This window comes from Cysteiniphilum sp. GTC20157 (assembly GCF_055396795.1).
Genome location: NZ_AP044698.1, coordinates 1,350,281 through 1,365,173 on the forward strand (window position 1 = coordinate 1,350,281; position 14,893 = coordinate 1,365,173).

Consider the following 14,893-nt stretch of genomic DNA (forward strand, 5'->3'; position numbering starts at 1 on the left):
GATTTTGGCGCATGTAGCTTTTCTATAAGCGATCAGGTTGTCGGAATTACTTTAGCATGTGATAATGCGCATAAACTTAAGCTGCATTCGATATTTAAATAGCATAAATGATGATCTTGATAAAAACATTGTCTAAATCTCCAATTATTAACAATAAAATTGTCAGTTTGAGGAAGCAGCAAAAATGACCACCTTTCATCCTTACGAAGACGAAACCACTGAATTTAAGCGTGAACTCACCGATAGACTGGAAAAGGAAGTAGTTGCTTTTTTAAACTCTGCAAAAGGTGGTGATATTTACATTGGGGTTGAAGATGACGGGACTATTATCGGTGTAAAGCATCCTGATAAACTACAATTAGCCATTATTGATCGGATTAAAAATAATATTTTACCGACTACTTTGGGGTTTTTCGATGTGGTGACGCAAACATTTGATGGTAAATCGGTGATTAAAGTCATCGTGACGCGCGGTACTGAGAAGCCTTATTACCTGAAAAAATACGGCATGTCTCCAGCAGGTGCATATATTCGGGTTGGTACGGCAGCTCAGCCGCTGACGACTGAAATGATTGAAAGGCTTTACGCCACACGTGCGCGTGATTCATTGCGTAACATTCCCTCACCGCGCAAAAACTTAAGCTTTCATCAGCTTAAAATTTATTATGACGAGAAAGGTTTTACGGTAAATGATGCCTTCTTGGAGAATCTGGATCTATACACATCACATGGTGAGTTTAATTATGTCGCATATCTACTGGCAGATCAAAACAGTGTATCAATCAAAGTTGCAAAGTATGCTGGGAGCAATAAAGTTGATTTGATTGAAAATGAAGAGTATGGCTATTGCTCACTGATTAAAGCGACAGAGCGAGTATTAGATAAGCTTGTAGTTGAGAATAAAACCTTTACTAAGGTTACCGGTGCAGCACGTCGATTGCAAAAGAATATGATCGATAAAACGGCTCTTCGAGAGGCATTGATTAATGCTATGGTGCACAATGATTATACCCGCGAGGTGACACCTGTTGTTGAAATTTATGCTGATCGTTTAACAATTACTTCTTACGGTGGGCTGGTGTCAGGCTTAAGTAAAGCAGAGTTTTTCAAAGGTCGCTCAATGATTCGTAATCGTGAGTTGATGCGAGTATACCGAGACCTTGATTTGGTTGAGCAGTTAGGCTCTGGCATGAATCGTATTTTACAAGCTTATTCAAAACGTGTTTTCCATTTCAGTGAAAATTTTATGGAGGTTGCTTTTCCTTATGATCGTGATTATTTCGACTCGTTGGAAGAAAAAGATTTCGACAAAAGCGTGAAAACGCCGGTGAAAAAGTGGGGTGAAAAGTGGGGTGAAAAGTGGGGTGAAAAGTGGGGTGAAAAGTGGGGTGAAAAGTGGGGTGAAAATGAAAGCAAAGTTTTGGCATTGATTTCATATAGCAATAATATAAGCATAGTAGCTATTGCAGAAGAAACAGGGTTAAGTACCTCAGGTGTAGAGAAAATAATTAGCCGTCTTAAAAAGCAAGGTGTTATCAAGCGGATTGGTTCAGCTAAAGGTGGTTACTGGGAGATTATCACATGAAACAAAACCAATTTACAGAACAAAACATATGGCAGTATTGTCTTGACCATACCAAGCCAAACTCACCGCTTTTACAAGCATTAAAGGCTGACACTGAAAGTTCAGTACATGGCGCACAAATGTTATCAGAAACCATTGTCACTAAGCTTTTGCAATTCTTTATCAAAATGCAAAACCCTAAAATATGCGTTGATTTAGGCACCTTTAGTGGATTGTCAGCACTAGCAATGGCGGAAGCAGCTGATGATGATACGCTAATATATACGATTGATCGAGAACATCAATCCGGTCATGAATTGGCTTGTAAATATATTGAAGAAAGCGATGTGGGTTATAAAATTAAAATGCTTATTCAAGAAGGGATTGATGCAATTAATTCACTTCCTGATGGTATTGACTTTGCTTTTATTGACGCTGATAAGATGCAAACGCATCGCTATTTTGACTTGCTACTGCCGAAGTTAAGTGCAAAGGGGATGATTGTTGTTGATGATGTTTTATGGCGTGGTGAGGTGCTTGATCCTGTGGATAAGCGCGCCAAGGCCTTAGATGATTTTAATCAATATATTTGTGGTCATCCAGAAGTGGATAATTTAATATTGCCGATTAGACACGGATTACACCTAATCACTAAAAAAGAAAAATGCGATGAATACAACGATTAATCATTTTGTAACGCAATCCATTCAGGTTAGCTCTGAGAGTGAGCCTGTTGCTATTTTTTTATTAGGGGCAAATGGTTCGGGCAAAAGCTCATTACGTGCCTATTTGGACTTATCAAATATTCAAACGAATATTGATCCTGACGCGCTTAATCGTATTGCGACGTTAAAAAATAAAGACAACCCGTTGATCTTTGCATCAAAGCAAGCCATTGCTCTGTATAAAACCGCACTTGATAATAGCTTAAACACTTGTATGGAAAGCACGTTCTCAGGCAAAAGTATTTTAAGTCGTATCTTGCGCGCTAAACAGCAAGGTTATCGCACTGTATGTTATTTTATGGGCTTAGAGCGCGTTGAGCTGAATATTGAGCGTGTTGCTGATCGAGTTAAAAAGGGTGGACACAATATTGAAACAGATCTTATTATCAAACGTTATGATGAATCAGTTACTAATTTAATCAATCATCATGCTTTGTTTGACGAGTTACATGTGATTGATAACAGTTTGGATTACTATCGTTTGCAGTTTTCACGCTATCATGCGGAGGTTGTTCAATACGAGCAGATGTTGCCTTGGGCTAATCGTATTTACACACAAATTAATCAATAAAAGGAATGATCATAAATGAGTGAATTAGTTGATGCAGCTATTGCGCGCAAAGCGTTAAAAGGATCACAGTTTGAGATGACGTATGGTGGGGTAACAAGCTTTATGCGTCGCAATTACACCAAAGATCTGACCAATGTTGATGTTGCCGTGAGCGGTGTGCCTTTTGATTTGGCAGTTACTTATCGCTCAGGCGCGCGTTTGGGTCCAAGGGCAATACGCGCAGCATCAGTGCAATTGGCAGAGCTTACTACGTTTCCATGGGGCTTTAACCCTTTTGATGAATTGGCAGTAATTGATTATGGTGATTGTTTTTTAGATCCACATAATCCGCTGACGACACCGAATGCCATACAAGCACATATCGCGCATTTACTTAATCACAGCGTTTTTCCACTGACCTTTGGTGGTGATCATTATATTACTTATCCTATTTTAAAAGCGATGGCTCAAAAATATGGCAAAGGCTTATCAGTCATTCATTTTGATGCGCATTGTGATACGTGGCGTGATGATGATGAAGATTCGTTAAATCACGGGACAATGTTTTATAAAGCGATTAAAAATGGCATTGTCGATCCAAAGCATTCGGCACAAATTGGTATTCGTACATGGAATCAAGACTTTATGGGCATGAATGTATTAGATGCTCCTTTTGTCCATGAGCATGGTGTTAAAACAGTAATTGAACGCGTAAAGCAGATTGTTGGGGATAGACCAACGTATATTACCTTTGATATTGATTGTTTGGATCCAGCATTTGCACCAGGTACGGGCACCCCTGTAGCAGGTGGATTAAGCTCAGCGCAAGGTTTAGCTATTTTGCGTGGGTTAACCGGTTTAAATTTAATTGGTGCTGATGTGGTTGAAGTGGCTCCGGCTTATGATCATGCTGAAATTACGGCAATTGCTGCGGCACATGTTGCTTGTGACATGATTTGTCTTTTAGCACATGATAAAAAAATGAAAAAATGAAAAGATAAAAAAATAGTGAAAATAGCAAATCAAGAAAGTCTATAACAGATATTAAAAGCAAAAAGTGGGGGGAAACAGTTAAACATGAATATTGAAATTTGCGTGGATAATATTGAATCCATTGATGTGGTAGCAAAATTCCCCGAGATAACTCGTTTGGAGATCTGTAACGCACTGAGTTTAGATGGTTTAACCCCCTCACCGTATTTAGTACAATATGCTAAAGAGAAATCAGTGGCTTGTCGCCATACGATGATCCGTCCACGCGCGGGGGATTTGTGTTATAACGAGGCTGAAATTAAGATGATGGCGCAAGAGATAAAACTTATGTATGAGTCTGGGGCTGATGGTATCGTTCTAGGCGTGCTTGACAAACATAGTCATATTAATATCGCAGCAACGAAATATTTAACAGAGCTTGCTAAGTCTTATCAATTAGAAGTGACTTTTCATCGTGCGATTGATATGGTGCCTGATTACCTTGACAGTGTGCAGCTATGTATTGATCTAGGTATTGATCGCATTTTAACATCCGGTGGTAAAAGTAAAGCATATATGGGGCTAGATGATATTGCCAAAATAGTGCAAAGATATCATGGTCAAATTGAAATTATGGCAGGTGGTGGTGTTAATAAAGATAATATTCCACAATTTAAGGAAACTGGCGTCGATGCCGTGCATTTCTCAGCGGCGAGTAACAAAAGTAATGTGAAAAGTGAAAGTGTTTTTAGCAAAAGTTCACTAAGTTATAACGTAACCGATGAAGATATTGTTAAAGAAAATATTGCGGTTATAACTTCTCAATCACCACTATCTTGTTGATGTTTAAAAGAGATAATCTGGCGACGCTCTTTTTTATTTGGTTTTGTTGGATTGGGCAGGGTGGCTTTATTTAGTTTCCTAAGCATTGTTTCGTGTTCACGTTTTTCTATGCTAGCAGTGGTTTCATTGTAAAGCGTTTGCGCAATGCTTGCCGCGCCGCGTTTATCTGATAAAGCCACAATGATAACAACTTTTTCAGCATACCCTTGACGAATGGTAAGTTTTGCACCAATCTCAACCTTTTTACTGACTTTGGAGCGCGCACCATTATAGTGCACCTTACCGCCTTCAATGGCTTCTTTGGCAAGTTGCCGCGTTTTAAAAAAACGCGCTGCCCACAGCCACTTATCTAAACGAACATCATCTGCCATATATTAATCCTTTTAGAAATTAACGCATCGTAACCAGTTCTTCGGCACTGGTTGGATGAATAGCAATGGTATTATCAAGATCTTGCTTTGTCGCCCCCATTTGGATAGCAACTGCAAAGCCTTGCAATATCTCATCGGCATCTAAACCAATCAAGTGGCAACCTACCACTTTTTCATCAACACCTGCAACAATAAGCTTCATCACAGTAGGCAATCTAAAGCCTGAGATCGCAGCAAAAAGTGGAGTGAATTTACTTTGATAAACTTTGATATTATCTTTGCCATACTGATCATTGGCTTCTTTTTCTGATAAACCAACAGTACCGATTGCAGGATGCGAGAAGACAACCGTAGGAATCAAATGTGCGTCTAATTTAAGTTTAGTTTCATCATTGAATAACCGTCTGGATAAACGTCTGCCGGCGGCAATTGCAACTGGAGTTAGTTGTGCAGCCCCCGTAGCATCACCAATGGCGAAAATATGAGAAACCGTTGTCGTTTGATATTCATCAACAATAATCGTGCCATTGGCATTGAGTTTAATGTCTGTATTTTCCAATCCCAAATTAGCGGTGAGTGGCGCGCGTCCAGTTGCCCAAACGAGACAATCAACATCATAAAGCGCATCACCATTATTTAAATGAATATCAAGTAGGTCATTGGATTTTTTAACCACTTTAGTAATAGTGGTATTGGTTCTTACATCCATCTTTAGCATTTGCATGCTATTAAGTAATTCATCACTTAACATCTCATCAAATTCTTTAAGTGGTTTATCACGACGAATAAGAAGGTGTGTCTCAGTACCCAACTCATGAAAAACACCGGCAATTTCAACACCAATATAACCACCACCGACAATGACTGATTTTTGCGGTTGTGTGTCAAGCTCAAAAAAATCATCCGATGTAATACCATGCTCAGCACCAAGAATATTCTCTGGAATCAAAGGGTAGGCTCCTGGACAAACATAGATATAATCAGCACTAATTTCAGTGATATTATTTTCGTTATTAATGATGATAGTATTACTGTCTTTAAATTTTCCCCATCCCTTAAAGTGGGTGATTTTTTGGCTATCAAATAGTTTATTATAAAACTGGTGAATGTTAGAAATATAGGTGTCACGTTTGTTTTTAAGTGTTTGCCAATCAAAGCCTTTGACATCCAAATCAAAGCCATAGCCTTGATAATCATGTTTTAAACGAGAGCCAAGATTAGCTGCGTACCACATGGCTTTTTTAGGCACGCATCCGCGATTAACACAAGTGCCACCTAGGTCTTTGGCTTCAACAATAGCGACTTTTTTCCCCAAGCGTGCAGCCTGAACACCTGCGGCAATGCCGCCACTGCCACCACCAATACAAATCAAATCAAAATGTTGCATATTTTATCTGTCTCTTTATGAAAAGTAGATTGATATTATAAACTAGCAAGAGCTATCTTTACGAGGGATACATGTCATTTTGTCAATATGATTTTAGTTGGATTAAAATAGAAACCATCAATAACATAGCGATGTTTGTTTAGATTAAATGAATAAAATCATAAAGTTTAGAAATAACTAAAACCATCGGTTTTTATTAGGTGACAATTGATAATAAAAAGAAATTTTATACGCTATGAATAAAAGGGCAGGTTACTGAAACATATCGGCAATGGATTCAAACATTTGGCGTGTGTAGGTTTTATTTAATTTGCACATTCTAAATTGCGCCTTGCGTTCACAACTAATAATGCCAGCTTCTTGAAGTTGTTGAATGTGTTGTGAGGTGACCGATTGAGAGAGGTCTAATTTTTGCATAATCATATTAATGGTGACACCTTCTTTTTCAATATCAATTTTCTCAGAGAAAAAATTTTTTTTAGGCTCTAATAACCATAGGGCAATATTAAATCTATCGGGATTAGCCAGTGCTTTAAATGCCTTTAAACACAGTTCTGTCTGATAAGTTGAGCCTAAGTTTTTTAATATCGACATATAAATATCCCTTGATGATCTTAAATTACATCTATTTTTACCGATGAGGGCAGGGCAGTCAAACAATATATGCATAAAGGCATATATAAATACCTGATTTTTCAAATATCTGTATATCTGAATATTTAAATATATGAATGTTCGGGTATTTGAATGTTAAGATGCATAAATATGCAAATGATTCTTTATTGCGATGTTAAGGGCTTTTCTTTATAGTGATGCCCTTGTTGGTTGGATTGAGCAAGGCGCATGCTTGAGTTAAGAAATATCAATATTGATGCTAGGATTTTTGACGTGAACGTATCATTTGAGTCTGGTAAAAAATACGCAATCATCGGCATCAATGGTGCCGGTAAAACATCGCTGTTAGACATAATATCAGCCAAGCTTTCCAATAAACAGGTTACGGGGGAGGTTCTGCTTGGCGGTAAAAATATAGCTAAATTCAATCCAAAAAAGCGCGCCCAAAGATTTGCTTTTCTTGCGCAAAATACACAGGTTTTATTTAATTACACTGTTAATGATATTATCGGTATGGGGCTTTACCCATATGATTTAAACTCCAATCGTAAAGAGAATCTAATCAATCAAGTGTGCGAAATGTTAAGGGTAACTAAACAAAAAAACATGCCTTTTCATACGCTTTCAGGCGGACAAAAACAGCGTGTTCATTTAGCGCGTGTGGTATTACAAATTATTGCTGGCAATAATAATGAAGAAAAATGGCTGCTATTAGATGAGCATGCTGCTGGATTAGATCTTTATCAGCAAGCACTGGTTTTTGAAATTTTAGATGAGTTATTAAAGCGCCATAATCTGGGTGTCATTATGGTGATGCATGATTTAAATTTAGCCGCTCAATTTTGTGATCAAATGCTCTTAATGGATAATGGCAGATTGCTTAAAATGGATGAGCCCAAAAAAGTAATACTTGATGATAAGTTTAGAGAAGCATTTAAAATCAAAGCCAAATACTTAGCTCATGAAAATGCGTTTTTGTTTACGACAACTAGCTAAAACGCCCCTTTAATAAGCTTAAATTACTCTTAGCAAGTGTCTTTCTCTCGGCTTGAGTGGTTTCTGATTTGCCACTCCAAGTAAGGTCATCTTGTGGCAGCTCATCGATAAAACGACTGGGTTTTGAAGGGATTGTTTCACCAAATCTTTTACGCATTTTTGTCAAGGTCAGGGTTAAGGTATGTTTGGCACGCGTGATGGCCACATAAGCCAAACGGCGCTCTTCTTCGACAAAATTATCATCAATGCTTTGCTGATGTGGTAATAAACCTTCCTCAACGCCCATTACATAAACATGTGGATATTCTAGACCTTTTGAGGCATGCACTGTGAGGATCTGCACTTTTTCATCCTCTTTTTGCTCTTGTTCTCGATCAATAATATCTAATAACAGCATGCGATTGATCGTTTCTGCAAAATTTATCGCTACGGATTGGTTTTTTGAGCTTTCTGCATTTTCCGTATTTTCCGCTTCTGTTGTTTTCTCTACATCAGCTATATCGTTATCTTCTTTTTTCTCACAAATCCAACCAATTAAATCCAGTACGTTTTTATAGCGTTTTTCCGCTTGCGCTAACGAATTCGCATTATCAACCAGCCAAGTATGGTAATTGATTGCTTCCATCATATGGATCAGATGCATTGCTAAATGATGTACATCCTTAATTTTACGCTGATAGTCATAAATAAATTGTTTAAAAACTTTCAGCTTTTCAATTGCAATAGGTTTTAATACTTGTGTTAACCCCATTTCATCGATGGCATCGAATAATGAGATATGTCGTGATGTTGCATATTCACCGAGCTTCTCAAGTGTTGATGGACCGATTTCGCGCCTTGGGGTATTGATCACGCGTAAAAATGCGCAGTCATCTTGATTATTGACCAAAAGCTTAAAATAAGCCAGCGCATCTTTGATTTCTGTTTTAGCAAAAAATGAACTGCCACCACTAATGGCATAGGGGATTTTATATAACTGAAAATAGCGCTCGATCAAAAAAGATTGATGATTGCCACGAATAAGCACGGCATAATCTTTAAAATGCGTATTATTATTGACTTTGTGCGTCATGATTTCACTGGCAATGCGTTGCGCTTCATCTTCTTCACTTTTGGTTATAAGTACACGAATTGGTTCACCATAATGATGAGCTGACCACAGTTTCTTGGTAAATAGGTGAGGGTTGTTATCAATTAATGTATTCGCCGCATGCAAAATACGCCCACTTGAGCGATAATTTTGTTCCAACTTAATGACTTTAAGCTTTGGATAATCTTGTTGCAAGAGAGATAAATTCTCAGGACGCGCACCACGCCAAGCATAAATTGACTGATCATCGTCACCGACCACGGTAAATTGCTGGCGCTGAGAAACTAATAATTGCATTAATTTATATTGGCTTTCGTTGGTGTCTTGATACTCATCAATTAATACATAATGAAAGCGTTGTTGCCAATACTCTTTAACCTCAGGATGTTTTTTCAATAATTGCACTGGAATGAAAATCAAATCATCAAAGTCTACCGCATTATAGGCTTTAAGATATTTCTGATATTGAATATATACTTCATGCGCCTGTTTTAAATGATCATTGCCAGTGAGCATGACATCAGCTGGGGTGAGTAATGCATTTTTCCACAATGAAATCTGTTGCTTAAATTCAGCCGCTGCTTGTTTGGTTGATTGAAAAGCACTATAAGCAATCTCGTGAATTAGGGTAATGGCATCTTGCTCATCAAATAGAGTGAAATTAGCTTTATAGCCAAGCAAAGTATGATGCTTACGTAATAAGGTTAAACCAAGATTGTGAAAAGTTGAGATACGCAAGCCTCTAGTGTTCTCGCCTTCAAGACGAGATTGCACACGTGACTTCATCTCTTTGGCGGCTTTATTGGTAAAGGTAACCGCTAAGATACTATGCGCTTTGTAATGACACTTTTGAATGAGATAGGCAATTTTCTCAGTAATGACACTGGTTTTACCACTTCCGGCACCCGCCAGTACTAATAGTGGACCACTGATATATTCAACCGCTTGTTGTTGCTCTGGATTTAATTGACGCATTTTAGTTTAAGCAATAATTTTGGCATCAATATCGCCTTGTAAGATAATCGGTGCGTTTTCAATGGCGTGATTAAACACGGCAAGCACAAAGCTTTTATCATTAATATTCACTTGATTGACAATGTCAGCGATATTTTTTCCTTCAACGTTTTGCAGTTTCTCGGCAAAAGGCAATGCCTTATCGGTTTCAATGCTTAACAAGGATTTCTTTAAATTACCGCGATATTTCATGCGTGCAATGATCTCTTGCCCCATAAAGCAGCCTTTTTGATAGCTAACGACATCTAGGCGATCAAGGTTAAGCTCTGCCGGTAAAAAGGATTCGCTATTATGAATATCAATCATCGGCAATTGTTGGCAAATATTCTCTTTTTGTACTTCGTCAAAATTTAATGAGCTAACAAGCTGTTGAGAAACATCAACAATGGCATGTTGCAGCAAAAAGCTTTTTTCATCATCTTGGCTATATACCAGTTGATATTGATCACAAGCTTCAAACTTAATCTTTGAAAATACAGCATATTTTCTAAGGGCTTGTAATACTTGGTCAGCCAAGTTTCTAGGTAACGCTAACAACAAATCATTCTCAGCAACAAAACGCATAAAGAATAGGGCGATAATACGTCCCTTTTGGTTGCATAGCGCATTTAGCTGTATCGGGTTCTTAGCATTAAGCAATGTCACATCGTTGGTAAGTTGTCCTTGTAAGAACTTCACGCAGTCCGCGCCAAATACGCGAATCATTTCAATATCTTCATAAATATAATACGCCATAAAATCAACATAAAAGCCTAGTCACAATGCTAAGGAAAATAGCGGATTTAATGCCCAAAGTAAAGCATTCCTTAAAATGTAATTAATTCTCTTTAATTACAATATCAATAATCAACATTGAGAATAGTTAAATCCAATTATGAACAAAAAATATATCAAAATAGATTTTAGTAGAGTTTAAATATGCTATTGAATCCCTGAATATAAACACTGACTATCGTGATAGTCTAATTATGCCATTCATTCTCAACTACATTTAAGTACAAAATGATTGGTAGTGTTACAAACCAATAAAACAGGAAAGGTTAATAAATGAAAACAGCCAAAAAGGTTATGGTTGCCTATGTTGCTTACAATGCTTACAGAAATATGCTTTTCAAAGACATCGAAACACCAGGTTTAGGATTGTTTGAAACGCAAAAAAAAGACCTAACGTGTTTACACATGCAAAAGGCTGTGCAGTATTCTTTTAACAAATGTGGATTGGGTTCATCCATTATGAACAGCATTGTAGATAATCCAACCGAAGAAATGAAACTTGCACAAGAACGTCCTTTGACCATAGAAAACATGCTTGAACTAGCTAAATTGGAGGATAAATACTTAAATGAATTATTAGATACAGATCAAGAGCTAACGTATGTAGGAGACTATTTAGCCAAAAACTTTCCAAAAAGGAGCAATCTTAAAGGAGTTATCTCTATAATTACAGATCGCGTAGACAAAGCAAATGATAACGATACGCTTAATAACATTTTTGAATATGAAGTTAATCATCTCAGTAAACAGCATCAAAATCTGATGGATCTTGATAACTATCATTTGTGATTGATCTCTAAAGATATTTGTTGACAGTAAAAACAAATAATTCATTAAAACTTATAAATAGCGTTTGAGGCTGCTAAATAGTTTTTGTTACAATCGGGCTACCTTTGTTTTTGAATGTTGAGTCTTAGTCTTATGGATTCCGTATTGTGTTTATCACCTGTTGATGGTCGTTATGCTGATAAAGCATCTGAATTACGTCCCTTTTTAAGTGAGTATGGTCTGATTTATTATCGCGCGCTAGTTGAAATCAAATGGCTAAAGCATCTTGCTAATACGCCTGAAATTAATGAAGTGCCAAAGTTATCTCATGATGCTTTAAATGTCTTAGATGGCATTATCAATAACTTTAGTGAAAAAGATGCGCTGGCGGTTAAAGAGATTGAAAAAACAACCAATCACGATGTCAAAGCCGTTGAATACTTCATTAAAAATAAAATTGCAGAGCATGCCGAGCTTGCTAATATCAGCGAGTTTATTCATTTTGCCTGCACCTCTGAGGATATCAATAATCTTTCTTATGCTTTGATGTTGAAAAATGCAATTGAAAAAGTCGTATTACCCGAGGTTAAACACGTTCAAGACTTTATTCAAAAATTAGCAAATGATTTTGCTGATCAACCGATGTTATCGCGCACTCATGGTCAGCCTGCGTCACCGACAACGCTTGGCAAAGAGCTCATTAATGTTGCTTATCGTTTATCGCGTCAAACCAAGCAGTTAGCACAAATTGAGTATTTGGGTAAAATCAATGGTGCGGTGGGTAACTTTAATGCACATATTGCAGCATACCCTGATATTGATTGGCAGAAATTGGCTAAGTCATTTGTCGGCAGCTTAGGGTTAAGCTATAACCCATTAACAACACAGATCGAACCACATGACTATGTGGCTGAATGTTTTGATTGTTTATGTCGTATTAATACTATTTGTATCGACTTTAATCGTGATATTTGGGGTTATATTTCTTTAAATTACTTCAAACAAAAAACGATTGCCGGTGAGATTGGCTCATCAACCATGCCACACAAAGTTAACCCAATTGATTTTGAAAATGCTGAAGGTAACTTGGGTCTTGCCAATGCGTTAATGAATCACTTATCGGCTAAATTGCCTATTTCACGCTGGCAACGCGATTTGACGGATTCGACGGTGCTACGCAATATTGGTGTTGGCTTAGCCTATAGCTTGATTGCTTATCAGGCGATGCTAAAGGGCATGAAAAAACTTGAGCTTAATCGAGAGCCTATTTTAGAAGATTTAAAAAATAATGTCGAAGTTTTAGGTGAGGCCGTGCAAACCGTGATGCGTCGTTATGGTATTGAAAAGCCATATGAGAAACTCAAAGAGTTAACACGTGGCAAACGTATTTCACTCAATGATTTATCCGTCTTTATCGATGGATTAGCTTTACCACATGACGTTAAGGAAAGTCTAAAAGCAATGACACCTGCTAATTATATCGGAATTGCTGAGCAGTTATGCCAAGAGCATATTAAGTAGTCATACAAACATAGTTATTCTTTTAATTCTCTGAGCAAGTCCGAGAATATCTGCTGTAAACAGAGATCTTATTTTAGATGGTTAATTCAGAAAAAACTGGCAACAAGCCCAATAATAGCGCCAAAAACGCCACCCCAAACCACGAGCCAGCCAAGGTGCTTTCTAATCATCTCTTGAATGATGTTTTTCACCATTTTAGGTGTGAGTTCTTCTAGACGCGCATCAATCATAGATTCAAGCTTTTCAGCAATATGGTGTGCATTTAACTGATCAAATTGAAAACTGCCATTGCTATCAGCGTTACTTAGCATCGTTATAATTGATTTTTCCATCTTGGCTTTGAAAGAGTCGCGCATCGGCTCAATAGCATCTTTTCCGCCAAGAAAAGACTCGATCATGCTACCAAACTGACTCTCCATGATTGCTTCAACAAAACTGTCAAATAGCAAGTCATAATCAACCTTTTTGGCAATAGTGTCTTTAAAGCTGTTTTTCTCATCAGAAAAAGCACTTAACAAAAAGCGCTCAAGGTATTCAGTCTTGAAAAACTGCTTTAACAACATACTTTTAATAGCGCGTTTAAAGCCTTCAAATTGGCGTGGAATAACGCCTGAGCCATAGACAAAGGGGATTTTGTCAAAAAGCATCACAATCGCCAGCCAATTGGTGATAGCACCAGAAAGGGCATAGAAACCAACGGCTTTAAGTTGGGCATTAGCAAATACTACCCCTAAAATACTGATGATTAGGGCAACGAGATTTGTCATAAGACTTTTATTAAACATATTTGTTATAACTTCCATTAATCGGTTAAGAGCGGCGGCTATCATAAGAAAAATTTGTAATTCACGCAAACGCTCAATCGGTTAATTTTATGATTTTGCTTATATTAATCATTACAGAAGATTTAAAAACTGTTAGCCTTGTTTTACTTAAGTTAGAGTGATAGAGCTTATATGCATAGCATTGCTTTTAATAATAAAATTGTTTTCCCTTCAAAAATCGTCTGTGTTGGACGTAATTACTTAAATCACATCAAAGAGCTTAATAATGAGATGCCCGAAGAGCCTGTGCTTTTTATAAAGCCTATTTCAGCAATTAGTGAAGTTTTAGTTATTGATTCCGCGCGCGCACTGCACTATGAAGCAGAGTTATGTCTGCTGGTAGAATCACAAAAAATAGCAGGGGTTGGCTTGGGGCTTGACTTAACCGATCGCAATCTGCAAAGCAAGCTTAAACAAAAAGGGCTACCATGGGAGAAAGCCAAAGGATTTGATGGCGCTGCGGTTTTTAGTGCATTTATTCCCTTAGAGAATATCAAGGATTTAGCTGATTTATCATTTAAACTAATGATTAATGGCTGTGTTAAACAGCATGGCTTGTATGAGCATATGCTTTATAAACCAGAGTCTTTAGTTCAATATATTCAGACGTATTTCAGCTTGAATGATCATGATATTGTGATGACAGGCACACCCGAAGGTGTTGGTGAGGTTAAACTAAATGATGTCTTTGAATTGAGTTTATATCTTAAAGAAAAAGTTGTTTTAAAAAGGAAATATCTAGTAAGCAATCGCTAGCTAATGATTTAGCTGGGTCAATTAGGGTGCTATATAGCAAAGAAAAATGGGGGGAAAATTTTACATCTTGATCTATCGAGTGATTCATCCTATAATTTGATTAAATTAATCAAATGGGTTTAT

The 14,893-nt window shown here is 37.3% G+C and carries 15 protein-coding genes; 9 read left to right on the plus strand and 6 right to left on the minus strand.

Annotated elements, in window-relative coordinates; translation table 11 throughout:
• Positions 1–184 precede the first annotated feature (184 nt).
• From ACZ5V8_RS06100 to ACZ5V8_RS06120, 5 genes are all read left to right on the plus strand, one after another.
• Positions 185–1,585 carry an RNA-binding domain-containing protein gene (locus ACZ5V8_RS06100; RefSeq protein WP_464217068.1) on the plus strand — a complete coding sequence of 467 codons (1,401 nt, stop codon included), beginning with the start codon at positions 185–187 and terminating at the stop codon, positions 1,583–1,585.
• Positions 1,582–2,250, plus strand: coding sequence for an O-methyltransferase (locus tag ACZ5V8_RS06105; protein WP_464217069.1), 669 nt, complete (start codon positions 1,582–1,584; stop codon positions 2,248–2,250). Before ACZ5V8_RS06100 ends, ACZ5V8_RS06105 begins: the two co-directional genes overlap by 4 nt.
• Complete coding sequence (locus tag ACZ5V8_RS06110; protein ID WP_440617586.1) at positions 2,234–2,860, plus strand: zeta toxin family protein; 627 nt, start codon at positions 2,234–2,236, stop codon at positions 2,858–2,860. Before ACZ5V8_RS06105 ends, ACZ5V8_RS06110 begins: the two co-directional genes overlap by 17 nt.
• A gap of 15 nt (positions 2,861–2,875) precedes the next feature.
• Entirely contained in the window at positions 2,876–3,832 is a 957-nt protein-coding gene (gene speB / locus ACZ5V8_RS06115; protein ID WP_464217070.1) for an agmatinase, read from the plus strand.
• A gap of 84 nt (positions 3,833–3,916) precedes the next feature.
• Positions 3,917–4,654 carry a copper homeostasis protein CutC gene (locus tag ACZ5V8_RS06120; RefSeq protein ID WP_464217071.1) on the plus strand — a complete coding sequence of 246 codons (738 nt, stop codon included), beginning with the start codon at positions 3,917–3,919 and terminating at the stop codon, positions 4,652–4,654.
• Here ACZ5V8_RS06120 and hslR read toward each other — a convergent pair.
• From hslR to ACZ5V8_RS06135, 3 genes are all read right to left on the minus strand, one after another.
• Positions 4,633–5,025, minus strand: a complete 393-nt coding sequence (hslR, locus tag ACZ5V8_RS06125) for a ribosome-associated heat shock protein Hsp15 (RefSeq protein WP_464217072.1) — start codon at positions 5,023–5,025, stop codon at positions 4,633–4,635. The two genes, ACZ5V8_RS06120 and hslR, sit on opposite strands and share 22 nt — an antisense overlap.
• Positions 5,026–5,044: 19 nt before the next feature.
• Positions 5,045–6,412: a glutathione-disulfide reductase gene (gene gorA, locus ACZ5V8_RS06130; RefSeq protein WP_464217073.1), complete on the minus strand. Its 1,368-nt coding sequence runs from the start codon at positions 6,410–6,412 to the stop codon at positions 5,045–5,047.
• Positions 6,413–6,664: 252 nt separating this feature from the next.
• Complete coding sequence (locus tag ACZ5V8_RS06135; protein WP_440617931.1) at positions 6,665–7,006, minus strand: ArsR/SmtB family transcription factor; 342 nt, start codon at positions 7,004–7,006, stop codon at positions 6,665–6,667.
• Positions 7,007–7,300: 294 nt separating this feature from the next.
• On the opposite strand from ACZ5V8_RS06135, the gene ACZ5V8_RS06140 reads away from it, so the two are divergent.
• Complete coding sequence (locus ACZ5V8_RS06140) at positions 7,301–8,023, plus strand: ATP-binding cassette domain-containing protein (protein ID WP_464217074.1); 723 nt, start codon at positions 7,301–7,303, stop codon at positions 8,021–8,023.
• On the opposite strand, the gene ACZ5V8_RS06145 is transcribed toward ACZ5V8_RS06140, so the two are convergent.
• Both ACZ5V8_RS06145 and ygfZ read right to left on the minus strand, forming a co-directional pair.
• The gene (locus tag ACZ5V8_RS06145; protein ID WP_464217075.1) at positions 8,016–10,088 is read right to left on the minus strand and encodes a UvrD-helicase domain-containing protein; all 2,073 of its coding nucleotides are present in this window, start codon (positions 10,086–10,088) and stop codon (positions 8,016–8,018) included. The genes ACZ5V8_RS06140 and ACZ5V8_RS06145 overlap by 8 nt on opposite strands.
• Before the next feature lie 6 nt (positions 10,089–10,094).
• The gene (ygfZ, locus tag ACZ5V8_RS06150) at positions 10,095–10,862 is read right to left on the minus strand and encodes a CAF17-like 4Fe-4S cluster assembly/insertion protein YgfZ (protein ID WP_464217076.1); all 768 of its coding nucleotides are present in this window, start codon (positions 10,860–10,862) and stop codon (positions 10,095–10,097) included.
• Positions 10,863–11,174: 312 nt separating this feature from the next.
• On the opposite strand from ygfZ, the gene ACZ5V8_RS06155 reads away from it, so the two are divergent.
• On the plus strand, positions 11,175–11,690 hold the full coding sequence (locus ACZ5V8_RS06155; protein ID WP_440617026.1) for a hypothetical protein: 516 nt from the start codon (positions 11,175–11,177) through the stop codon (positions 11,688–11,690).
• Between the two features lie 132 nt (positions 11,691–11,822).
• Complete coding sequence (gene purB / locus ACZ5V8_RS06160) at positions 11,823–13,190, plus strand: adenylosuccinate lyase (RefSeq protein WP_440617025.1); 1,368 nt, start codon at positions 11,823–11,825, stop codon at positions 13,188–13,190.
• Between the two features lie 86 nt (positions 13,191–13,276).
• Here the strand turns inward: purB and ACZ5V8_RS06165 are convergent, their stop codons facing one another.
• The gene (locus tag ACZ5V8_RS06165) at positions 13,277–13,975 is read right to left on the minus strand and encodes a DUF445 domain-containing protein (RefSeq protein WP_464217077.1); all 699 of its coding nucleotides are present in this window, start codon (positions 13,973–13,975) and stop codon (positions 13,277–13,279) included.
• Positions 13,976–14,146: 171 nt separating this feature from the next.
• Here ACZ5V8_RS06165 and ACZ5V8_RS06170 point away from each other — a divergent pair, with 171 nt between their 5' ends.
• Positions 14,147–14,770, plus strand: coding sequence for a fumarylacetoacetate hydrolase family protein (locus tag ACZ5V8_RS06170; protein ID WP_464217078.1), 624 nt, complete (start codon positions 14,147–14,149; stop codon positions 14,768–14,770).
• Positions 14,771–14,893 lie beyond the last annotated feature (123 nt).